The sequence below is a fragment of the Hymenobacter endophyticus genome (assembly GCF_032464715.1).
Lineage (GTDB): Bacteria > Bacteroidota > Bacteroidia > Cytophagales > Hymenobacteraceae > Hymenobacter > Hymenobacter endophyticus.
Genome location: NZ_JAWDJT010000005.1, coordinates 216,770 through 240,273, shown reverse-complemented (window position 1 = coordinate 240,273; position 23,504 = coordinate 216,770). Strand labels below are relative to the sequence as shown.

The following is a 23,504-nucleotide window of genomic DNA, read 5'->3' as shown; positions in this document are numbered from 1 at the left end:
GGTAACGGGCAACTGACAACTGGTAACTGACTATGACCAACCCTCTCACCCCAGAGCAGGAAGCAGCGCTGGTAGCGGCTATCCGCCAGGCCGAGTTGCGCACTTCCGGCGAAATCCGGGTACACCTGGAAGACACCTGCCCTACCCCGGAGCCGCTGGACCGGGCGGCACAGGTATTTGCGGAGCTCGGTATGCACCGCACGGCCCAGCGCAACGGGGTGCTGTTCTATCTGGCCTGGCAGAGCCGGCAGTTTGCCGTTATCGGCGACGCGGGCATAAACTCCGTGGTACCCGATGATTTCTGGGAAACAGCTAAAGAGAACGTACTCCAGCATTTCCGGTCCGAGAAGTACGTGAATGGCTTGGAGCAGGGTATCCGGCTGGTAGGTGAGCAACTACGGCGCTACTTCCCCTACGACTCTGCCACCGACCAAAACGAACTGGACGATTCCATTTCTTTCGGCAATACGCCTACCCGCTCATGAGGCCATTGCTTTCTTTCGCCCGCGTTTCCCGAAGTTGGTGGCTGGTCCTGTGTCTGCTGCTGGCTCAGCTGACGGCCTCGGCCCAAAACCTGCCGCCCCGGCCCAATCCGCCCCGCTTGGTAAACGACCTGGCGGGTATGCTACAGCCTCAGCAGGTAGAGCAGTTGGAGCGCAAATTAGTCGCCTATAACGACTCTACTTCTTCGCAGATAGCCATTGTAACGGTGCCCACCCTCGGCGACTACGACATTGCTGGCTATACCCAGCAATTGTACGAAAGCTGGGGTATTGGCCAGAAGAACAATAACAACGGGGTTCTGATTCTGGTGGCTGAGCAGGAACGCAAGGTGCGTATTCAGCCCGGTTACGGCTTGGAGGGAGCCATTCCGGATGCGTTGGCAAAACGGATTATTACCTCCACCCTCACCCCGGCTTTCAAGGAAAACCGCTACTACGAAGGCCTCGACCGGGCTACCGACCAGCTTATTGCCTTAGCCAAAGGCGAGTACAAAGCTGATCCTGCCACCCAGCCTCGGGCCCAGCGCGGCCGCGAGGATTCCAGTGGCTCGGGCATCAGCTTTTGGGTAATTATTGCCCTTCTCATTCTGTTTATCCTGTTCCGTAACCGGGGCGGTGGCAGCGGCGGCCGCCGTAACCGCGGCTTTGGCGGAGCCATGATTCCCCCCATCATCTTTGGCGACTTCAGTGGCGGCCGCGGCGTATTTGGCGGCGGGGGCGGCAGCTGGGGCGGTGGTGGCGGAGGCGGTGGCTTTGGGGGATTCGGCGGTGGCAGCTCCGGCGGCGGCGGCGCTTCCGGCGACTGGTAGCCCCCTCCTGTGCTCATAAACAACAAGGCCCGGCTTTATGCCGGGCCTTGTTGTTTATGAGCAGCCTGCCCCTGCTTGTACACGGGCAACTCATAGAAAGGCCGCAGCAGCTGTACCACGTCCAGCGCGTCGGCCAGCGCCTGGTGGGCCACGGTGTCATCCTCGAAGCCGGCCCGGGCCTTACAGATTTGCATAGTGGGCAAGCGTGAGTCTTTGCGCCAGTTCAGGTAGAAAGCGGCTGGGTCCAGCATGGCGGGCTCGGCGCGTACCAGGGTGCCATAACCAGGCAGCTCCCGTAAAAAACCCAGGTCGAATACGGCAATATTCTTGCCGGCCATGGTTACCGCCACGCAATCCTTTTTATCGGCTTTGAAGCCCTGCGCCAACAGAAAATCCCGCAGTTGAGGCAGCAGTTCCGTGGGCGTGCAGAGTTCGGGGTTCGGTTCTTTACGGGCCAATTCCTGCAGCAGGCCCGCGTTCAGGGCCAGAGCTCCGGCTGTGCCCACCAGCTCCGGGTGGCGCACCACCCGCCGGAACGCAGGCAACTCCGCCAGAGGCCTCAGCTGCTTAGTGTCTTCCACTACGGCGGCCAGCTCCAGAATCTGGTGCCGCTGAGGGTTGCTGCCGGAGGTTTCAAGGTCAAGAGAAATATAGCGCATAGTACCGCCTCTACGCAGATACCGACTACCATGGCCAAGCTCCGGCCACCCTACGGCTCAGCCATGGCTAGGCTATGGTTTTTCCAAATGAGTGGTATGCAGCAGCCCCAGTTACGTGTCACAGAGTAAATTTATCGGCTCTACACTTGTTCTGCAGCGGTTTTGCGGACCGTGTACCGGTTTGGTGGACGCCGCTCGCTAGGCCGGTTGTCGCCGGTGAAAGATGTTCCGCCGTCTGGGTGTCAGCTGCCAGCAGTGGGCCCGACGAGCTACGGCCGTCGGGCCGGAGGACAACTCCATCGGGCCTGCCCCTGATGAAACTGTAGCACTTTGCACTACAGTGGTTTCATGAACGGTGTAGAGACGCCCACTCGTGTCTACTCGTCCGGGCCACTACCGCGTTATGGTTCAACGAGGAGATGCAAGTAGGCGTTTCTACCCCCCGCTACCTCATTCGTGAGCTTGCTATATGCTTAGCAACCCAGTTGAAAACAACGGGGAATAGTACCAGGCTCGAGTACCTGGTAATTCGTTTATGCTACTCCTACGGCCGATTAGATTGAAAATTTTATCATCCACCTTCAATAATTTAGAATAACTTTCCTTCTAGCTCTACCCTTGCTGTCAATCCTGAGCCTATTTATCCTGTAATAGCATGAAAACACCTGTTACTATTTGCCTTACTTTAAGCTCTTTTATTCATTGTGCAGCTGCCTTCAGTCAATCGGCCTCCTCTACGGTTGAGCTTAAGCCCGATACTGCCGCATTACAGCAACAGTACAATATCATATTTACTAACTCAGCGCAATTATACAACGGCCCCGAATATGCCGATTATTCATTACGGTTTAACGCCCGTATCGGCCACCAGTTTTATATGTGGCCCGACAAGCAACCAGGCACTATTGTATACAACAAGCAATATTATTCCGGCCTGTTATTGGCGTATGATATAGTAGTAGACCAGGTGGTATTATCATTTCCCAATAGCCCATTCAGACTACGAGCAGTGAATGAGAAGGTAGATGAGTTTACTATCAACAACCACCATTTTATTAGAGTAGTGGCTGATAGCACTACTGATAAAAATCTTTCTACTGGTTACTATGAGCTATTAACACCGGGCAGTGCTCAGGTGTTAGCCAAGCGCAGTAAACACATGCAGAAGCAGATCAGACAAAATAAGGTAGAAGCCGAATTTTCTTCTAAAGACAAGTTTTTTTTGAAACACGATGGGCGTTACTACGCTGCTGATTCCAAAGCCAGTATTCTACGTGCTTTCCCTAGCCATTCGAAAGAAATGCAGATGTATATTCAATCTAAAAAATTAAAGTTTAATAAAAAAACTATTGAATATTCATTAATTACTGCAACAAACTATTACAATGAATTATCTAATAAATAGCCTTCTATTATTCCGTGTATTTATTCTTGCACTACTTTTTCGCTCTTTATGAAACACGCTTACACAGTACTGCTCCTTCTGTGCGGCTCCGTGCTTCCTTCTGCCGGTTACGCGCAGCAAACTGACAAGGTGCTGGATGGAACTTTTACCCGCGTACCGTTTGAACAGTTTGCCCGCCTGGTCGAAAGCCAGACCAGCTACCGGTTCTATTTCAATGCAGCCGCTACGGATAGTCTGTTCATTACCCTGAAAGCGCAGAACCTGCCGGTAGAAGCGGCCCTGGAGCAGGCGCTGCGCCCCACGGCTTTCCGCTTTGCCGTGGATGACGAGAAGCGCGTGTTCATTACGGTGGGCAAACCCATAGAGGCAACTCTGCCCGGCATTTTCTTCCAGAATACCACCGAAGGCCCGGCAGTTGCCCGCAACTTTCCAACTCCCCCCCAGCAGACCACCCCCGTGGGCCGGTCGCGCTACGTGCGCGAGGCCGAGTACGTGGTGCACGACATTGGCGCGGGCAGCAGCACAGGCAGCGGCAAGGCCACGCTGGCCGGCCACGTGCGCGACCTGAAATCGGGGCAGCCTATTATTGGCGCAACGGTGTACACCGAAAACCCGGACGCGGGCACCAGCACCGACCAGTTCGGCTACTACTCCCTCACGGTTCCGGTAGGGCGGCGCGACATCAAAATCCGGGGCATTGGCGTGAAGAACACGAAACGGCAGGTGGTTTTGCGCGGGGACGGCCGGCTGGAAATTGAGGTAGAAGAGGATATTACCTCGTTGAAGGAAGTGGTAATTGAGGCAGAGAAAGACAAGAACGTGGCGGGCATGCAAATGGGCCTGACGAAGCTGGATATCAAAACCATCCGTCAGGTACCCACGGCCTTCGGCGAATCCGATATTTTGCGGGTAATTCTGACGCTGCCGGGGGTAAAATCGGTGGGGGAAGGCAACACGGGTCTGAATGTGCGGGGCGGCGCCACCGACCAGAACCTGATTCTGTTCAACGGCACCACCATTTATAACCCTTCCCACCTGTTTGGCTTTTTCTCGGCCTTCAACCCCGATATTTTGCAGACGGTGGAGCTCTACAAGAGCGCCATTCCGGCCAAGTACGGCGGGCGGCTGTCGTCGGTGCTGGAAATTACTACCCGCGAGGGCAACCGCAAGAAGTTCTCCGGCTCCGGGGGCATAGGTCCGCTTACGGGCCGCCTGACGCTGGAGGGCCCCATTGTGAAGGATAAAAGCAGTTTTATTATCAGTGGGCGCAGTAGCTACTCCGACTGGATTTTGCGGCGACTATCCAACAGCTCCTTCCGCAACAGCACCGCCTCGTTCTATGATGTAAGTGCCCACGTCAGCCAGCAGTTCAACGAAAAAAACAGCGTGTACGCTACTGGCTACCTCAGCACCGACCGGTTTCGGCTGGCCAGTGATACCACCTACCAATACATCAACCAGAATGGTAGTCTGAAGTGGCAGCACAGCTTCAACAACAAGATTTACGGCGTATTTACGGGTGCCTACAGCCACTACGGCTACGATATTACCAGCGAGAAAAACCCGGTAACGGCCTCTCGCCTGCAGTACGGCATCAAGCAAACCAACCTGCAGGCCGATTTCAGCTACTTTCCCAACACCAAGCACACCATTGATTTTGGGGTGAGCAGCCTGCTGTACCGGATTTCGCCGGGCAGCCTGAAGCCCAACGGGGAAGGCTCCTTGATCATACCTGATGTGCTGGCTCGCGAGCAGGCCCTGGAAAGCGCCCTGTACGTTTCGGACCGGATTGACGTGAGCCCGCGCTTCTCGGTGGCGGTGGGGTTGCGCTACTCCCTGTTCAATGCCCTGGGCCCACGGGATGTGTACCAGTACGCGGCCGGTCTGTCCAAATCAGAAAACACCATTACCGACACCCTGCGCTACGGCTCAGGCAAGGTGTTGGCCACCTACCACGGCCCCGAGTACCGTCTCTCGGCCCGCTATGCCCTCACGGATAACTCCTCCGTGAAGCTCAGCTACAACCGCACCCGGCAGTACATCCACCAGCTTACCAACACGGCCTCCGTGTCGCCGGCCGATATCTGGAAGCTCTCTGACGCCAACGTGCGCCCCCAAGTCGGCGACCAGTACTCGGTGGGCTTCTACCGCAACTTCAAATCCAACACCATTGAAACCTCAGTGGAGGCGTACTACAAGTCGTTGCGTGATTTTGTGGACTACAAAAGCGGGGCGACGCTGATTCTGAACCATCACATTGAAACGGACATCGTGAATGCGCTGGGCAAGGCCTACGGGGTGGAGGTGCTGGTGAAGAAAACGACCGGCAAGGTGAACGGCTGGCTCAGCTACACCTACTCCCGCTCCCTGGTGCGGGTGAATGCGGCCACCACCTCCGATATGGTGAATGGCGGCCGTTACTACCCCAGCAACTTTGATAAGCCCCACGATGCGACGCTGGTAGGTAACTACCGCTTCAGCCGCCGCATTAGTGCCTCCCTCAACCTCACGTACAGCACCGGCCGGCCCATCACGCTCCCGCTGGCCAAGTACACCATCGGCAATTCCACCCGCGTGTACTACTCCGACCGCAACGCCTACCGCATTCCGGATTATTACCGCGCTGATTTTGCCCTGAACATGGAAGGCAACCACAAGGTGAAAAAGCTGGCCCACAGCTCCTGGACCGTGGGCGTGTACAACCTCACCGGGCGCCGCAACCCCTACTCGGTGTATTTCAAGTCAGAAAACGGGCAGATTCGGGGCTACCAGCTGTCCATTTTTGGCCAGCCCATTCCTACTATAACCTATAATTTCAAATTCTAGATGCATCCTCGCCTTTCCATACTATGCACGGCCGCGTTGTGGGTAATGGCCCTGTTGCTGCCCGGCTGCATTGAGTCCTACTCGCCCGAGGTGCTGAGCAGCCCCCGGCAGTTTCTGGTGGTTGATGGCTTCATCAATAGCCAAGGGGTTACCACTATTTCGCTGCAGCGCACCATTGATATTACCGCCAAAACGCCCCCACCGCCCGAAAAAGGCGCCGCAGTTTCCATTGAGGAAGAAAATGGCGCACGGTACGTATTACCGGAAGGCGTAGTAAAAGGCACTTATTCCTCGGCCCCACTCACGCTGAACCCCCAGAAAAACTACCGGCTGCGCATTCTTACGGCGACGGGCAAGGAGTACGCTTCTGCCTACACGGCCGTTAAAACCACCCCTCCCATCGGGGACGTAACCTGGCAGGCCAGCGACAAGGGGCTGGATATTTCCCTCAGCTCGTATGATGCCTCCGGCCAGACGCGGTACTACCGGTGGGAGTACGTGGAAACCTGGGAAATAGCCTCTCCTTACAACCCAACGGTTGAGTACAAGAACAGCCGCATCCAGGATATCACCACGCCTTTCCCCACAAGATGCTGGTCGACGGCCACCTCCTCCGATATTGAAATAGCCAGCACTGTTCGGCTTACGGAGGATAGAGTTTCCAATTATTTACTCCGCTCCCTGCCTACTACCTCTGACCGGCTGCGCATACGCTACAGCATTCTGGTAAGCCAGCACGCCCAAACTGCCGAGGAATACATGTACTGGGAGCTTTTGCGGAAGAATACCGAAAACATCGGCACGCTCTTCGATCCGCTGCCCTCGCAGCTGACGGGTAATATCCGTTGCCTGAATGACGAGAATGAATTGGCCCTGGGCTTTATCAGTGCGCACTCCCTGGCGCAGAAACGCCTGTTCATCGGCCGGGGCGAGCTTCCCCGCACGTGGCTCATTCAATCCGGCTACGAAAGCTGCCTGCCGCCTGACACCGTGAAACTCTATACCGGATTCAAGTCGCCGGCGGAAATATTGAAAGCGACCTTTAGTATCCCGGGCTACCTACCCATCAATGAAGTGGATGGAGGCTACACGGCCAGGTCCCGCGAGTGTATTGATTGTCGACTACGCGGCACTGCCGTGAAGCCCGATTTCTGGCCGTAGTTCTTGATAAGCTGCTATGTATTACGCTAGTACTCTATTGCGAAGCAAAACCGCCGCTATCCGTTACCGCAGCCTGCTGCTGGCCCTGGGTGTGGGGCTGACGGCCGCCAGCGGCGCGGCGGCCCAGACTGCCCCCGATTCCTTGGGCGGCCTGACGCGCGTTTTCAGCCGCTACCAGCGCACGGCCGTACCCGAAAAGCTGTTTCTGCACCTCGACCGGCCGTTTTACACGGCCGGAGAAACCATGTGGTTTAAGGTGTACGCCGTGGATGGCACCTCCGGCCGGCCCCTGCCCATGAGCAAAGTGGCCAACGTGGAGGTGCTCAACCACGAAAATAAGCCCGTACTCCAGGCCCGGGTGGAGCTCCGGCAGGCCACCGGGCAGGGTTCTTTCACCCTGCCGGCCTCCTTGGCTTCGGGCACTTACACTGTGCGGGCGTATACCAACTGGATGCAGAACTTCGGGCCGGAATACTACTTCCACAGCTCCGTAACGGTGGTCAATACGTTTGCGGCCTCGGGCGCGGCCGCCCAGGATTCTGTCAAGCCCTATACCGTCCAGTTTTTCCCGGAAGGAGGTAATCTGGTGCAGGGCCTGCCCGGCAAGGTCGGCTTTCAGGCCACCAGTTCCAGCGGTAAGGGCGTGGCCGTGGAAGGCAAAGTGCTTACCCAAACCGGTGCGGTGGTGGCTACCTTCAACACGCTACGCTTCGGTCTGGGCAGCTTCAGCTTTACGCCGGAAGCGGGCACTACCTACACGGCCGTAGTAACCCAGGGCAAGGGCAAGCCCAGCCGCTACCAGCTACCCCCAGTGTACGCGCAGGGCTACGCTATGCGCTTGGAGCGCCCGGCTAGCGGCCTGCTGACTGTAACGGTGCGCGCCACTACTACCCAACCCGAAACTGTATACCTGCTGGGCCACGCCGGACAGACTATAGCCGTGGCCGCTCAGGCCACGCTGCGCGACGGCAGCACCACCTTCACCGTGGAGCCCGGCCAGCTGCCCGACGGTATTTCGCATTTTACCCTGTTTGACGCCGGCCGCAAGCCGCTGTGTGAGCGGCTGTACTTTCAGCCGCCCCGCAACAAACTCACCGTAACCGCTCAGCCCGACAAGAACCACTACGGCCTGCGCGACCAGGTGGCCCTGAGCCTGGCTACGACGGCCGGGGCGGGGCAGGCCCTGGGCGCCAATTTGTCGGTGGCCGTGTACCGGCTGGATTCACTGGCAGCCCCACGGCCGGCGGATATCAACAGCTACCTGTGGCTGAGTGCCGACCTGAAAGGCGAAGTTGAAAGCCCTGAATACTACTTTACCGCCACCGGGCCCGAAGCCGCCGAGGCCGCCGACAACCTCATGCTCACCCAGGGCTGGAGCCGGTTTCGGTGGGAGCAGGTGCTCGCCTCCGCGCCGGCCCCGCTGCCCTACCTGCCCGAGCTGCGCGGCCCATTGGTGCAGGCCCGCCTGACCCAGCCCGGCACCGATATTCCCCGGCCGGGCGTGACGGCCTACCTGGCCTCGCCCAGCCGCCTTACCCGCCTGACCAATGCCGTGAGCAATGCTGATGGGTTGGTACAGTTTGAGGCTGATGCGGCGCGTGGCACCCGGGAGTTAGTGATTCAGACTGATCCGCGCCAGGATAGTACCGCGCAAATCAAGCTACTTTCGCCATTTTCCGGCCGCTACGCTCCCGCTTTGGCTCCGGCATTTAGCGCCCTGCCCAGCCTGGAAGCAGCCTACACGAAACGACACTTCCAAACCCAGGTACAGACCATCTTCGCCCCCAAAGAAGCCCTGCGCCCCGCCCCGGCCCCGGCCGATAGCCTGGCATTTTATGGCAAGCCGAGCGAAACCTATTTCCTGGACAAGTACACCCGCTTCAAGGTGTTGGAAGAGGTGATGCGGGAATACGTACCGGGTGTTATGGTCCGCATCCGTAAAGACGGTTTCCACTTCATGGTGATGGATAAGGTCAACAACGCCATCCTGACTGAAAACCCGCTGGTTCTGCTGGATGGCGTGCCCGTTTTCAGCGTGAACAAGATGATGGCCATGGACCCGCTGAAAATTCAGAAGCTGGAGGTAGTCGACAGCCGCTACTTCCACGGCGCCACCGTCTACAACGGCATCGTCAGCTACACCACTTACAAGGGTGATTTGGAAGGTTTTGAGCTGGACCCACGGGCCCTGATTCAGCAGTACGAGGGCCTGCAGGCGCAGCGGGAGTTTTACGCGCCCCGCTACGATACGCCCCAGCAGAAGCAGAGCCGCCTGCCCGATATGCGCAACCTGCTCTACTGGAACCCAGGCGTGACCACCACGGCCGCCGGCCCCCGCAAGCTGGAGTTTTATACCGGCGACCAGGCCGGCCGCTACCTGGTAGTGGTGCAGGGCCTCGCCCCCACAGGGCAGGCTGGAAGCAGCCGTACCGTGTTGGAGGTGAAACCCGCCCTGTAACCGGCCGGGCCGGTTTATTGGCAAAGCCACTCTGCCTGGGCGGGGTGGCTTTGCGTCTTTTTGCGGCCGCCGCCCCGTATCCGCAACTCCGGCCGGCTATCCGCGGTAGTATACACCGCCACTCTATCTTTTGGCCGGTTACCTACTTATCCGACGCGGCGGCTACTGCCCGCGCTTTCCTCCTTCCGTACCTTCGCCCGCATGACTCCTGACGCTCCCGCCTCCCAGCCCCACAAGCTTTTCCTGCTCGACGCCTTCGCCCTGATTTACCGCGCCCACTTCGCCTTCAGCAAGAACCCGCGCGTGAACTCCAAGGGCCTCAATACCGGGGCCATCCTGGGCTTCACCAACACGCTGGTAGAGGTGCTGCAGAAGGAAAAGCCCACCCACATTGGGGTGGCCTTCGACGCCCAGAAAAAAACCTTCCGCCACGAGCAGTTTGCCGACTACAAGGCCCAGCGCCAGGCCATGCCTGAGGATATTGGGCTGGCCATTCCTTACATCAAGAAGATTATTACGGCCTTCAACATCCCGATTTTGGTGGTGGATGGCTACGAGGCCGACGACGTGATTGGTACCCTGGCCCGCCGGGCCGAGGCCCAGGGTTTTGGGGAGGTGTTCATGATGACGCCCGACAAAGACTACTGCCAGCTGGTCACGGACTGCGTGAAGATTTACCGCCCGGCTTTCATGGGCAATGCCGCCGAGGTGCTGGACGTGCAGCACGTACTGCAACGCTTCGAGATTGAGCGGCCCGAGCAGGTAATTGACATTTTGGGCCTACAGGGCGACGCCTCCGACAACATTCCGGGCATTCCGGGCATCGGGGAGAAAACCGCCAAAACCCTGATTCAGAAGTACGGCTCGGTGGAAAACCTGATTGCCAACGTGGACGAGCTCAAGGGCAAGCAGCAGGAAAACGTGCGCAACTTTGCCGAGCAGGGCCTGATGAGCAAGGAACTGGCCACCATTCACCTGGATGTGCCCATTGAATTCCACGAGGAAGGCCTGCGCATGGAAGCCCCCAACGTGGAAGCCCTGCACCAGCTGTTCGAGGAGTTGGAATTCCGGCAGCTGGCTACCCGCCTGCTGGGCGGGGGTAGCCCGGCTGGCACCAGCCCCGCTGCTCCTACCCCGCGCGGGGCCCGTCGCCCCAAAGTAGCTGAGGGCCAGGGCAGCTTGTTCAGCTCCTCCGCCGATGCCGCCGTGGGCATTGCGGCCGAAGAAGGCGAAACCGGCAGCTTTGGCGCCCCGGCAGGCCCGCGGCGTACCCTGCAGGATATGGACGTGCGCTACCATCTCATCGACACGCCCGAGCTGCGCAACAGCCTGCTGGAGTTTCTGTTACAGCAAACCGAGGTCAGCTTCGATACGGAAACCACCGGCCTCGATACCATGACAGCCCGGCTGGTGGGCCTGAGTTTCTGCTGGCTGCCCGGCGAGGCATACTACGTACCCGTTCCGCACGACGACCACGCCACCGCCCAAGCCCTGCTAAATGAGTTCTGCCCCTTTTTCGAGGCCCCGCAGATTACCAAAGTGGGCCAGAACATCAAGTACGACCTCACCATTCTCAAGCACTACAACGTGCAGGTGAGCGGGCCCCTGTTCGACACCATGCTGGCCCACTACCTGCTGGAGCCCGATATGCGCCACGGCATGGACGTGCTGGCCGAAACCTACCTGCACTACACGCCGGTGCCCATTACTGACCTCATCGGCCCCAAGGGTAAAAACCAGAAAACCATGGCCGATATTCCTGCGGCCGAGGTAAAGGACTACGCCTGCGAGGACGCCGACGTGACCCTGCAGCTCAAGCACGTGTTTGAGCCCATGCTGAAAGAGGTGGGCCTGCTGGATTTGCTAAACGAGGTAGAAAATCCGCTGGTGCCGGTGCTGGCCGATATTGAGTACGAGGGCGTAAAAATCGACTCCTCGGCCATGGGCGAGTACTCGGCCGAACTGCAGGGCTACATTGTGGATATTGAGAAGCAGATTTTCGCGGAGGCCGGGCAGGAGTTCAACATTGGCTCGCCCAAGCAGTTGGGGGAAGTGCTGTTCGATAAGATGGACCTGGGCCGGGGCAAAATCAAGAAAACCAAAACCGGCCAGTACGCCACTGGCGAGGAAGTGCTCAGCCAGTTGGCCGCCGATGCCCCCATTGCCGGCCTCATTCTGGAGCACCGCCAACTCACCAAGCTGCGCAGCACCTACGTGGAGGCTCTGCCCCAGCTGGTATGCGAAGCCGATGGGCGCGTGCATACCTCCTTCAACCAGGCCGTAACGGCTACCGGCCGCCTCAGCTCTACCAACCCCAACCTCCAGAACATTCCCATCCGCACGGAGAAGGGCCGGGAGATTCGCAAAGCCTTTGTGCCCCGCGACGCCGGCCACGTATTGCTGGCCGCCGACTATTCGCAAGTGGAGCTGCGCATCATGGCTGACTTTTCGGGCGACAAAACCATGATTGAAGCCTTCCGCCAGGGCCTCGATATTCACACCAGCACGGCCAGCAAGGTATTCCACGTGCCCCTGGACCAGGTAGATGGGGAGATGCGCCGCAAGGCTAAAACCGTCAATTTTGGTATTATCTACGGTATTTCGGCCTTTGGTTTGGCCCAGCGCATCGGCATTTCGCGCAAGGAAGCCACCGAAATTATTGACACCTACTTTGAGGAGTTTGCCTCGGTGAAGCAGTTCATGGATGAGAGCATCAACCGGGCCCGGGAGCTGGAGTACGCCACCACACTGCTGGGCCGCCGCCGCTACCTGCGCGACATCAACTCCCGCAACGCCACTCTGCGCGGCTACACCGAGCGGAACGCCATCAACGCCCCCATCCAGGGTACCGCGGCCGATATCATCAAGAAGGCCATGATCAACATTCACGAGTGGCTGCGCGCGGAACGCCTCAAAACCCGCATGATTCTGCAGGTGCACGATGAACTGGTGTTTGATGCTGTGAAGGAAGAAGTGGACTACATCACGCCCAAAATCAAAGAGCTGATGGCCACGGCCCTGCTGCTGCCTCACGGCGTACCGCTGGAAGTAGAAGTAGGCACCGGCCAAAACTGGCTGCAAGCTCACTAGTACGTGCGTAACGCTATGGACCAGCCCATTAAACAAGGTATCGTAACGGAGCTGATTAGTCTGCTCACCGAGGGCAACGCCCACGTTACGTTTGAGGAGGCGTGTGCCGGCCTCACGCCGGCACACTGGAACCAGCACGTGCCGGAGGTACCCTACACCATTTGGCAGCTGGTAGAGCATGTGCGTATTGCCCAGTGGGATATTGTGGAGTTTTCCCTTGGCGCCGGGCATACTTCGCCCGACTGGCCCACCGGCTACTGGCCTGCCGCCTCCGCTACCGCCGACGAAACTACCTGGCAACACACGCTTGAACAGATTCAGGCTGACCGGCAGCGGTTCATAGCTCTGCTACAAAGCCCAACTACCAATCTGCTGGCACCCATTCGGCACGGCGACGGCCAAACGCTCCTGCGCGAAGCCATGCTGATTGGGGACCACACGGCCTATCACACCGGCGAAATCGTTCTGATTCGGAGGCTACTGCACGCCTGGAAATAGGGAGATGGTAGTAGCTGAGCGTTCGGCCGCGGCCCGTGCCAAGCAAGGGTGCTGGGACAGGCCGCGGCATATCCGCGGCGGTGGCGGGGCCGTATAGCCGAAGGAACCGGGCAAATCCTGGCGTACTCTCATGCAGCAACCTCCTCACACCACCACCCTGCAAAACGTAGCCCGAGGGCTGTTGGGCACCTTTATGCTTGTGGCCGGCACTGGCCACCTCACGTTTGCCCGCCAGGAGTTTCAGGCCCAGGTACCCGACTTTATTCCGCTGAACAAGGACACGACGGTACTAGCCTCGGGGGTGGTGGAAATTGGGCTTGGCCTGGCGCTGCTCACCTTGAAAGGCCAGAACCGGGTGCGCATGGGCATGGGCCTGGCGGCCTTTTATGCCGCCGTTTTCCCCGGCAATATTCACCAGTATACCCACCACCTTTCCGCTTTCGGTCTTGATACCGATGCCAAGCGGTTTGGGCGGCTGTTCATGCAGCCGGTGCTAATGGGTGTGGCTCTGTGGTCGACGGGGGCCTTGAGGGCGCTGCAAAAGAAATCCTGACACTGCCCATGCTAACCCAGACTGCTTGTTTGAAAACCACTGGGCCCCGAAGCTGGTAGTATAGCGTATGACTGATTCCTCTTTTGATGTGGTGGTGGTGGGGGCCGGGCCGGTGGGCTTGGCTTGCGGGCTGGAAGTGCAGCGGCGCGGCCTCTCAGTGTGCGTGGTGGACAAGGGCGCGCTGGTGAATTCCATTATTGGCTACCCTACCAACATGGAGTTCTTCTCTACCCCCGAGCTACTTGAAATAGGCGGCTACCCCATGACGACGCTGCACTACAAGCCGCTGCGGGAAGATGCCCTGGACTACTACCGCCGCGTGGCCTTCACCGAGAAACTGCCGCTCCGCCTGTTTGAGCGGGTAGTTGGCCTGGAAGGCTCCCTGGATAACTACACCGTGGTAACGGACAAGGGCCGCATTCGGGCACGCTTCGTTATTGTAGCTACTGGCTTCTACGATGTACCCAACCTGCTGCGCGTGCCCGGCGAGGACCTGCCCCACGTTACCCACTACTACAAGGAGCCCTACGCCCACGCTGACCAGGACGTGGTGATCATCGGGGCCAAGAACTCCTCGGCCAAGGCCGCACTGCAGCTACTGCGCGCCGGAGCCCGCCCCACTCTGGTAGTGCGCGGCCCGGAAATCAGCGAGTCGGTGAAGTACTGGATTCGGCCCGACCTGATAAACCGGATTAAGGAAGGCCGCATCGGCTGCCACTTCAACAGCACTGTGGCGCGCATCACCGAAACTACTGTGGAAGTTCACACGCCTGACGGCCCGCGCACTCTACCTGCCCAGCACGTGTATGCCCTCACCGGCTACCACCCCGACTTCTCCTTCCTGGCCACCCTGGGCATCACCTGCGGCACCGACGCTGCCCAAACGCCCACCCATAACGCTGATACGCTGGAAACCAACCGCCCCGGCCTGTACCTGGCCGGCACCGTGTGCGGGGGTCTCAACACCAGCCGCTGGTTTATTGAAAACGGCCGCTACCACGCCCAGCTCATTGCCGCCCGCCTGGCCGGCGAGGCCGCTCCGCAGCTACCCGAGGTATTGCAGCAGGTGCAGCTTTAGTAGGCTGTTTTCTGCGCTACCCGTTCTCCTCTCTCCTCACGCAAAGAGCCCGCTTCCACTGACTGGAAACGGGCTCTTTGCGTAGCCTTACAACCACCTGATAATGCCTAGGGCAGCAGCAGAGCGTTGTAGTCGATGGGGTTTACCTGCGGCACGGAGGCCCCGTAGGTGGAGTTTATTACTTTGATGAACTCATTGGCAATTACGGCGTAGCCACGCGAAGTGGGGTGCACGCCGTCCAGCGAGAACAAGTTGCCCCGGATGAAGCTGGCGTTGTTAGCCGTGCCGTTAATGGCAATTCCACCCAATGCTACCGTGCTGAAGAACGAATTCATATCAGCCAGGCCCACATTATACTGGCGGGCGGTTTTGGCAATAATATTGTTCAGCTGCGTAGTGCGTGTTTGAATGGCGGTAACTTCGGCAGCGTCCAGCACAAACTGGCTGGGCAACGGATTGGCTTGCGTAGCTGAGTAACCCACTCCTACTGGCAGCGGATTGCCTGGAGTAGTGGAGGCGCTACCAATAACAGCCGAAGATGGCAGAACCAGCAGGTCGTTGGCGGTAGCCTCCCGCACAGTACCGGTGCCGGTGGTAATATACAGGCTAGCAGCAGCGGCGTTCGGCAAGTTTGGGTTAGCCTTGATACCCGCAATGATAGTTGGCACAGCTACGGCCGTAAAATACGGCACGTTGGTCACGTTCGGAATATTGGCTACTACGCCTTTCACCGTGCCCGTTTTGCTGATGGTACGCACAATGTTGCGGTACCCACGGCCGAAGCTGGTGGTATCCGTCAGGTTGCTGAAGGGGTTGGAGGCTACTGCTACCGCCCCATTGGTGGCGTACGTGAGCACGTCGTTATTACCTAGCCAGCAGGTGAAGAACGTGGCATTCTTGCGGCTGATAAACGTGGTGTAGTCCGTAGTACCACGGTCAGCAGCTGGTAGCAGACGCTGGTAGTAGTTATTGAGCAAGCCGTAGCCCTGCGCCAGCGCAGCCACCTGCGGCACGGCAGAGGCTGTGCGGTCAGCACTGAGGACCGAAATACCGGGCACACCCAGGTTGTTCGGCTGTACAGTGTTGAACGGTGTCAGTTCCAGAGCACCCGTTGCAGGCGTAGGTAATGGCAAACGGTTGCCGGTGAAGGCCAGCTTGTAGTCGGCTGCGTTGTTCGTGAAAGTCTGGGGAGTAGTCTGGCCGGCCAGCGTAGCAGTAGTGCTCTGGCCGGGCGACAGAATGATGGGCGAACCGGCGGTGGTGATACCGTAGAACTTGAGGTAACCCGAACCATCGGCGCGCTCAGGCGCAAACGTTGGCGACACGAACTCACCGCCGCCTACTTTGGCAAACTGCTGGGCCAGAATGGCAGGGTACGAGGTGGTGATACCAAAGTTAGCCAGGCCACCGCTCTGGAAACCGGCGGTGAGGGAGTTACCGATGGCCACGTAGCTGGTGAAGTCAGCGGAGCCTCTGTCGGCGCGGGGAGCATCCAGCTCGGGCTGGCAGGCGGCCAGGCCCAACCCCATCAGGGCTGCTGCCGACCAAGTTTTCTTAGAGGAAAACATATTCATAGAAGTAGAAGCAGCAAAAATTAGAAGGTGTAGTTCAGGCCCACACCGGGCACAACTACCTGCGTTTTGTAGGTACCGGCCACGCGGTCGGTGGTACCGTTATTGATCAGGTCGGCCTGAGTTTCTGTGCGCTTTTTGAGGTTCACGAACTGCGTGCTCAAGTCGACGCTGAAATGCTCGCCGAATTTGTAGGAAGCACCTAGCGTGCCGGTAATACGGTCGGCATCCGGCGTTTCGGGCGTTACGTAGCCGTCGCGCACCGGGGAGTTATCGTAAGCCCCACCGGCGCGCACCGTCAGGCCGCTCGTAACTTGGTACTGGCCGCCCAGGCGGAAGGTCAGTGCATCCTCGTAGTAGCGCTTGGAGGAGCTAACGGTCTGGCCATTTACGGGGGCGTTAAACCGGAAATCAAGCGTTTTGTAGGCGCTCCACTCCACAAAGTTCACGTCGAAACCAATGGTCAGCTTCTCATTCGGCATTACGCCGATACCTACCGAAGTAGTAGCAGGCAGGGGCAGCGTGGCGTCGAACTCAGTGGCCTGGAAGTTAGGCGCCGCCGTGCCCGACAAGTTGGTGAACTTCACGTCGCCACCCTTCACCTGCGCGTCAATTTTGGAGCGGTAGCTCACCCCAATGCTCAGCTTTTCCGAAGGCTTGAAGAACACCCCGGCGTTGAAGCCAAACTTGCGCTCGGCCTTGCCATCCAGCTCGATGCTGGCAAATTCGCCATTGGCATTCTGGGCCGGAATGTCGCGCTTCAGGTTCACGGAGCCCAGTGCCAGGTAGGTCAGGCCCGCGCCCACACTCAGGTTATCGGTAATGGCGTAGCTCACGGTGGGCTGCACATAAATCGACTTCAGGTCAATTTCCGTGAGGGCGAAGCGGCCTTCCCAACCGGGGGCATACTCCAGCTTGTTGCCGAAGGGCGTATAGATGGCAATGCCCACCCGGAATTTACCCTCCGTAGGGCCAAAGCCCACAAACGCGCTGAAGGGGGTAGTGGTATTGTTTTGCAGCTCGCGCTGCACGCTGCCGTTTTCGGCGCGGAAGGCCTGCCGAGCCAGCGTGGCGCTTACGCCCAGCTGCACGCCGCGGTCCTTCACCATGGCCAGGGCACCAGGGTTGTAGAACATGGCCGCCTGGTCCAGCGACAAGCCAACACCCACGCCGCCCATGCCGTTGTTCTTCTGGCCTGCCAGGGTTACCTGGTAGCCACCCGCCGAGGCTGCCGTACCCGAGAGCAGCGCCCCTCCCGCGAGGAGTAGAGATTGTAGCTTCATGTTGAAGTAAAAGAGGTGAGTGAGAAGTTGGGGGTTAGTGCCCTAAATGTAGGGAAAAATGCCACTATTTACTCGGCGTGCCGAATAACTTTCTGTGGTAGAAACACGCAGTTGGTGAGTACTCCCTCAGCCGTATTATATGCAGTAGCGCTGCCGTACTCCGTCATTGGCTGAGTTCTTTACGTGGTAAGCGTTACCTCCCGGGAGTGCAGGTCCAGCACCTGGCCCGCCACCACTAGGTGTACCCGGAAGTTTTGGCCACTGACGGGCTCCCCCCGGCCAATGCGGCCCAGATTGCTACCGGTGAGGTGGCGGCCATCCACTACCATCACCACCCCATCCCCGAAAGCCTCAGCATAACGTCCCTGGCGAATAATAAGGCCGGTTTCCTCGGCTAGGCCCAGACCCAGACACATGGGGTGGGCCAGCAGGGCGTGGGCCAGGCGCCCGAAGCGGCCCCGCTCCACAAAGTGCTGATCAATGAGCAGGCGGGGCAGCAGGCCCAGGCCGTGGCTGGTGAGCATACCGCCCTTGCGCAAAGCCCGCCACCCGTATCCCTGCACCACCATTAGCTCGGGCATCACGGCGGCCCCGGCGCTGGTACCGGCAATGATGAACTCAGGTTCCTGCTCATAGCGCTCCTGCAGCACCCGCAGAAACTCGGTGTTCAATAGAAAGTCGGTGATACGCTCCTGGTCGCCGCCGCTGAAGAACACGAGGCCGGCTTTGCGCAGGCGGCGCAGCGTATCGGGGGCATCGGCGGGGTGGTGCTCACTGATGCGCAGGTGCCGGGCCCCGGTGCAGCCCAGTTCCCGCAGGGCCCGCTCGTAGGCCCGGGCCGAGCGGGCATCGTCGCGGGAGGCTACCGTAATAATTTCAACTGGCAACCCGGAGTTGGGCAGCATGTCGCAGAGCAGGGCCAGCAGGGCATCGTCGTCGCCGCCACCGAGGGCGACAAGCGTACCGAGCGGCTGAACAGTAGACGGATGGGGCATACAGGGCGGAAAGGAACAGAAACCAAATGTACGGGGCTAACGCAATTCAGCAACCAGCGGCCATGCCGGGCCGCCCGCGCCGGCCTGCGGGCAGCCAAAGTCCCGGCCGTATGGTTGGGTTTCGCGTATAGGCCACCGAACCGGCCAGAAACTTGGGCGCAGGGCACGGAAACCGGCCCTGAAAAGCCTACTTTTGCGCGCCGGTTTTTACCGCCTCACCAAGTCCTGTTTGCCTAGCGAAAAACACCCCCTCTTGCCGTTCATGAATCAGCACCCAACTACCGACCACATCACGTCCCTGATTCAGGAGGGCGAGTTTTTTAAACTCAAGGAGGCGCTGAAGTCCTTTGAACCGAACGAAGTAGTAGAGCTACTGGAACAGGAGGAAGAACGGGAACAGCTGATCATCTTCCGGCTGCTGCCCCTGCGCCTGGCCACGGAAGTGTTCGAATACCTCGACCTCGACATTCAGAAGCATTTTCTGGCCAACCTCTCGCAGGACAAAATTTCGGACATCCTCAACGAAATGTCGCCCGATGACCGGACGGCGCTGCTGGAGTTTCTGCCCGACGAGCTGGTGCGGGAGCTGATCCAGACGCTGTCGGAGCCGGAGCGCAAGGTTACGCTGGAGCTGCTGGGCTACCCTGAGTACTCGGTGGGCCGCCTGATGACGCCCGATTACATTGCCATCCGGGAAAGCTGGACGGTGCAGCAGGTGCTGGACTATATTCGGCGGCACGGCGGGCAGTCGGAAACCCTGAGCGTGCTGTACGTAACCGACGAGCGGGGCGTACTGGTAGATGACATTCGCATTCGGGAGTTTTTGCTCTCCGACCCGCAGAAGCGCGTGAGTGAGCTAATGGACCGGCGCTTCGTGCAGCTCAATACCATGCAGGACCAGGAGGAGGCCATTGAGGTGTTCCGCCGCAACGACCGGGTGGCCCTGCCCGTGGTGAACGACGAAGGCGTGCTGTTCGGCATTGTAACGATTGACGACATTCTGGATATCCGGGAAGAAGAAGATACCGAGGACATACAGAAGCTGGGCGGCTCGGAAGCCCTGGATGAGCCCTACCTCGACACGCCCATCTGGAAAATGGTACAGAAGCGGGCCGGCTGGCTGGTGATTCTGCTGATTGGGGAAATGCTCACCACCTCGGCCATGCACCACTTCGAGGATGATTTGCAGAAGGCGGCTGTGCTGGGCTTGTTTATTCCCCTTATTATCTCGGCCGGCGGCAACGCGGGCTCCCAGGCTACTTCGCTTATCATCCGGGCCATGAGCCTGGGCGAGTTTTCCCTTTCTGACTGGTGGCTGGTAATGCGGCGGGAGTTGCTTTCGGGCTTGGCCCTGGGCAGTATTTTGGGTATAGTGGGGGCGTTACGTATTATACTGTGGGCCAACTACATCGACCCCGGTTATTTCGGCCCGTACTGGCAGTTAATTGCCGTAACAGTGGGCTTCTCACTGCTGGGCATTGTGCTGTGGGGTGCGCTGTCGGGGGCCATGCTGCCCATGCTGCTGCGCCGCCTTGGGCTTGATCCGGCCACGTCCTCGGCCCCGTTCGTGGCCACGCTGGTAGACGTTACCGGCCTGATCATCTACTTCTCGGTGGCCACTTTTGTGCTGCGCGGGACGCTGTTATAAGCAGCCTCTTCCTAGTGCCAGTGCGGTAGTTTGGGCGCGGGCGGAAAAATTGAACCAGCTACTTTCTCCCCCTCTCATGACCGAACAGCTGCTTACCCAACAGGACACGCACTTTACCTGGCTCGACATTACCAACCCCAGCGCCGCCGAGCTGGAGGCCGTGGCGGCGCAATACAGCCTGCCCGATGCCCTGGTACGTGACTGCCTGGAACCCACGCACCTGCCCAAGTTTGAGGCCACCAACGGGCTGAGCTTCGTGATTCTGCGGGTGTTCAGCATGCCCGAAAGCACCCAGGCCGATACTATTCAGGAGCTGAGCACCAAAATTGCCGTGTTCTACACCGCCAATTTTCTTATTACCGTGCACCGGCGGCCGCATCCGGTGCTGAGTGAACTGAAAAGCGTGGCCCGTGCCCCCGGTCAGGAGTGCAATACGCCCGCCGAGGTAGCTATTCATTTGGTGCGCTACGCCCTCAATAGCTACGTACAGCCGGCCCTCACGCTTACCAAGGAGCTGGACGATTACGAGGCAGAAATTTTTCTGAAGCAGGAAGTACCTAATGCGTTGCAGGGTCTGTATTTTCTGAAGCGCAAAGCCTCGGCCGCCAAGCAGCTGCTCCTCCTTACCCGCGACATTTTGCTGATGCTGCGCCGCCAGACGGCCAGCGCCACCGTCCACGTAACGCTGCTTCAGGACACCCAGGATTTGCTGGTGAAGGTAGAAACGCTCTACCAGCAGCTCGACGGGGCCGCCACCAACCTGATGAACCTCTACCTCTCGTTGTCGTCGCAGCGCACCAACGAGGCCATGCGGGTGCTCACGGTGTTTTCGGCGTTTTTTCTGCCGCTTACCTTCATTGCCGGCATTTACGGCATGAACTTCAACTACATGCCCGAGCTGACCTGGAAACTGGGCTACCCGCTTTCCATCATATCAATGGTGGTTATTTCGGTGGGGATTTACGTGTGGTTTAAGCGCAAGGGCTGGATTTAAGGCAGCCCGTTTAGGTAGTTTGTTTCCGATGAAGTTTCGCCTGTTCCTCTCTCACTGCCGGAGCCTGCGCGCACTGCGGGCCGCCCCCCTGGCCCTGCTGGGCGGCTGCGCCGCCGTGGGCCAGCTCGATACGCTTCCCGAAGGCCGCTACCGTGCCATCCAAACCAACGATGCGGCGCTGCATGCCCGGCTGCCGCTGGGCCAGCCGGTGTACGCCCGCCAGAGCGCCGATACGTTGTATCTGCTCCCGGATAGCCTCAGCCACAAGGCTCCAGCGCCGGATATGCCGCTCTACTATCGGCTGCAGCCGGGCCGCCACGTAGTGCTGGCCGCCCGCCGCTTCGACCTCGACGTGTTTACGATTCCGTTTAAAATTCGTCCGCCCCGGGCCGGCCTGCCGGTGCAGCTCAACTCCAACTTCAACGCGGCACTGTACCTAGGGCGCCGCCTCGATTTTTACCACCTCACCAGTCACCGCCAGGTGGGCGGGCAGCGCCGGCCGCTAGTGCGCACCACGGGCTTGGGCTACGGTCTATTCACCGGGCTGGGCTCCTCGGCCATCACCCCCGATTTCACGCGCCAGCATGCCACTACCGACTACGAGGGCTTTGTGCTGCACGTCGGGGCCGCCACTATTTACGACGCGCACATTTTCAACCTGGGCCTGGCCGTGGGGGCCGACCACCTGCTGGGCCCCGACGGCAGCCACTGGATCTATCAACACCGCCCGTGGTTTGGGGTATTGTTTGGCCTGGATCTGAATTAGGCATTAGTGCTTGGTTGGTAGTGCTTAGTGCTTAAGTCACGAGACGAGAACAGCCTAAGCACTAGGCACTATCAACTAAGCACTAAAAATCTACCCGGCCGCGGTTGGCTTTTTTGTCGCCGTGCTTCTTCTTGGATTCCAGGCGCTGGCGCACGGCACCTTTGCTGGGCTTGGTGGCTCGGCGGGCTTTGGGCTTGTAGAGGGCTTTGCTGAGCAGCTCGTGGAATTTGCGCAGGGCCGTTTCCTTGTTGCGCAGCTGGCTCCGGTCTTCCTGAGCTACCACCAGCAACTCACCCTCAGTGGTGAGTTTGGAAGCCAGCTTCTGCAGCAGCGTCTGTTTCTGCTCGTCGGTAAGCAGCTGGGAATCGAGCAGGCGGAAGCGTAGCTCTACCCGGCTTTCTACCTTGTTCACGTTTTGGCCGCCCGGCCCGCTGCTACGGCTGGTTTGAAACTGGAGTTCGGGCAGAAAATCGGTGGCGGCGGGAAGCATTGGGAGCAGGTTGTAGCGCGAAGCCTTTGCTTCGCTTATCAGTATACAATAATTGCCATTTAAGCGGCGCGGGTATCCCAGAGCTGAAGCCCTTGGCTACGGAGAGGCGCTATGGCTTGTTGGCTGTGGCGCTGACTGGCCTAGTGGTTCGGCCCTGGACGCCCGCACCGAACCATTAGGCAACAATACGCGAAGCAAAGGCTTCGCGCTACAAAACTTTCCACAGCAGCCAGCCCAGCAGGCCGCTCCGGATGGTCCAGGCGACGGTGCGGAGCCAGTTGGTACGCACCAGTCCGTCGATGGTCACGTAGTCGTAGCCGTGGGCGGCCAGGCGGTTGTGAAAGGGCACCGAAATGAAGAACGTACTGGCCCACACCACCACCACCAGCCCCAGCTGCCCCCAGCGGGCCGAGCCCAGCTCCGGGGCCGCCCCGGCCAGCCACCCGGCCAGGCCCAGCTCCAGCACCATGGGGGCTAGCACCACCCAGCTCATGGTACGGGTGTGGTGCCGATGAAATGCCCCGAATTTATCGGGTGCCACGTAGGCGAGGCCGGGGTAATGCACCAGCTGCACCGTCCAGATGAGGCCGGTGAGGTAGGCGGCCAGGGCAAAGTTAAGCAGCAGCAGGTGGGGGAGTATCATGAGTAAGCAACGGCCGGAAAAGTAGCCGCGTCCTTGCCGCTACGCGAAACGCCCCATTCGCGCTACATTCGCCT

19 protein-coding genes are annotated in these 23,504 nt (G+C 59.2%); 13 read left to right on the top strand and 6 right to left on the bottom strand.

Annotation, left to right across the window (positions count from 1 at the left end; translation table 11 throughout):
- Positions 1–32 precede the first annotated feature (32 nt).
- Positions 33–485, top strand: a complete 453-nt coding sequence (locus ROI90_RS10380) for a TPM domain-containing protein (protein ID WP_315998277.1) — start codon at positions 33–35, stop codon at positions 483–485.
- On the top strand, positions 482–1,312 hold the full coding sequence (locus ROI90_RS10375) for a TPM domain-containing protein (RefSeq protein WP_315998276.1): 831 nt from the start codon (positions 482–484) through the stop codon (positions 1,310–1,312). Before ROI90_RS10380 ends, ROI90_RS10375 begins: the two co-directional genes overlap by 4 nt.
- Before the next feature lie 35 nt (positions 1,313–1,347).
- Here ROI90_RS10375 and ROI90_RS10370 read toward each other — a convergent pair whose 3' ends face one another.
- Positions 1,348–1,971 (bottom strand): 3'-5' exonuclease family protein, encoded by a 624-nt coding sequence (locus ROI90_RS10370; protein WP_315998275.1) that lies wholly within the window; start codon positions 1,969–1,971, stop codon positions 1,348–1,350.
- 655 nt (positions 1,972–2,626) lie between these two features.
- Between ROI90_RS10370 and ROI90_RS10365 the strand changes: the two genes are divergently transcribed.
- From ROI90_RS10365 to ROI90_RS10330, 8 genes are all read left to right on the top strand, one after another.
- The gene (locus ROI90_RS10365) at positions 2,627–3,376 is read left to right on the top strand and encodes a hypothetical protein (RefSeq protein WP_315998274.1); all 750 of its coding nucleotides are present in this window, start codon (positions 2,627–2,629) and stop codon (positions 3,374–3,376) included.
- Between the two features lie 48 nt (positions 3,377–3,424).
- Entirely contained in the window at positions 3,425–6,202 is a 2,778-nt protein-coding gene (locus tag ROI90_RS10360; protein ID WP_315998273.1) for a TonB-dependent receptor, read from the top strand.
- Positions 6,203–7,363 (top strand): DUF4249 domain-containing protein, encoded by a 1,161-nt coding sequence (locus ROI90_RS10355; protein WP_315998272.1) that lies wholly within the window; start codon positions 6,203–6,205, stop codon positions 7,361–7,363. It abuts the gene before it with no gap.
- Between the two features lie 37 nt (positions 7,364–7,400).
- Positions 7,401–9,821, top strand: a complete 2,421-nt coding sequence (locus tag ROI90_RS10350; RefSeq protein ID WP_315998271.1) for an MG2 domain-containing protein — start codon at positions 7,401–7,403, stop codon at positions 9,819–9,821.
- 201 nt (positions 9,822–10,022) lie between these two features.
- Positions 10,023–12,911 (top strand): DNA polymerase I, encoded by a 2,889-nt coding sequence (gene polA, locus ROI90_RS10345; protein WP_315998270.1) that lies wholly within the window; start codon positions 10,023–10,025, stop codon positions 12,909–12,911.
- A 15-nt stretch (positions 12,912–12,926) separates the two neighbouring features.
- The gene (locus ROI90_RS10340; RefSeq protein ID WP_315998269.1) at positions 12,927–13,409 is read left to right on the top strand and encodes a DinB family protein; all 483 of its coding nucleotides are present in this window, start codon (positions 12,927–12,929) and stop codon (positions 13,407–13,409) included.
- Positions 13,410–13,539: 130 nt separating this feature from the next.
- Positions 13,540–13,962 carry a DoxX family protein gene (locus ROI90_RS10335; protein ID WP_315998268.1) on the top strand — a complete coding sequence of 141 codons (423 nt, stop codon included), beginning with the start codon at positions 13,540–13,542 and terminating at the stop codon, positions 13,960–13,962.
- A gap of 67 nt (positions 13,963–14,029) precedes the next feature.
- On the top strand, positions 14,030–15,040 hold the full coding sequence (locus ROI90_RS10330) for a YpdA family putative bacillithiol disulfide reductase (protein WP_315998267.1): 1,011 nt from the start codon (positions 14,030–14,032) through the stop codon (positions 15,038–15,040).
- A 107-nt stretch (positions 15,041–15,147) separates the two neighbouring features.
- On the opposite strand, the gene ROI90_RS10325 is transcribed toward ROI90_RS10330, so the two are convergent.
- From ROI90_RS10325 to ROI90_RS10315, 3 genes are all read right to left on the bottom strand, one after another.
- Positions 15,148–16,608, bottom strand: a complete 1,461-nt coding sequence (locus tag ROI90_RS10325) for an SGNH/GDSL hydrolase family protein (RefSeq protein ID WP_315998266.1) — start codon at positions 16,606–16,608, stop codon at positions 15,148–15,150.
- A 26-nt stretch (positions 16,609–16,634) separates the two neighbouring features.
- Complete coding sequence (locus ROI90_RS10320; protein ID WP_315998265.1) at positions 16,635–17,894, bottom strand: OmpP1/FadL family transporter; 1,260 nt, start codon at positions 17,892–17,894, stop codon at positions 16,635–16,637.
- 179 nt (positions 17,895–18,073) lie between these two features.
- Positions 18,074–18,889, bottom strand: coding sequence for a cyanophycinase (locus tag ROI90_RS10315; protein WP_315998264.1), 816 nt, complete (start codon positions 18,887–18,889; stop codon positions 18,074–18,076).
- A 262-nt stretch (positions 18,890–19,151) separates the two neighbouring features.
- Here ROI90_RS10315 and mgtE point away from each other — a divergent pair, with 262 nt between their 5' ends.
- From mgtE to ROI90_RS10300, 3 genes are all read left to right on the top strand, one after another.
- Entirely contained in the window at positions 19,152–20,537 is a 1,386-nt protein-coding gene (gene mgtE / locus ROI90_RS10310) for a magnesium transporter (RefSeq protein WP_315998263.1), read from the top strand.
- A gap of 76 nt (positions 20,538–20,613) precedes the next feature.
- Complete coding sequence (locus ROI90_RS10305) at positions 20,614–21,531, top strand: magnesium transporter CorA family protein (RefSeq protein WP_315998262.1); 918 nt, start codon at positions 20,614–20,616, stop codon at positions 21,529–21,531.
- 28 nt (positions 21,532–21,559) lie between these two features.
- Positions 21,560–22,297: a hypothetical protein gene (locus tag ROI90_RS10300; RefSeq protein WP_315998261.1), complete on the top strand. Its 738-nt coding sequence runs from the start codon at positions 21,560–21,562 to the stop codon at positions 22,295–22,297.
- Positions 22,298–22,379: 82 nt separating this feature from the next.
- Here ROI90_RS10300 and arfB read toward each other — a convergent pair whose 3' ends face one another.
- Both arfB and ROI90_RS10290 read right to left on the bottom strand, forming a co-directional pair.
- Positions 22,380–22,787, bottom strand: a complete 408-nt coding sequence (gene arfB / locus ROI90_RS10295; protein WP_315998260.1) for an alternative ribosome rescue aminoacyl-tRNA hydrolase ArfB — start codon at positions 22,785–22,787, stop codon at positions 22,380–22,382.
- Positions 22,788–22,995: 208 nt separating this feature from the next.
- Positions 22,996–23,430 (bottom strand): hypothetical protein, encoded by a 435-nt coding sequence (locus ROI90_RS10290; RefSeq protein WP_315998259.1) that lies wholly within the window; start codon positions 23,428–23,430, stop codon positions 22,996–22,998.
- Positions 23,431–23,504 lie beyond the last annotated feature (74 nt).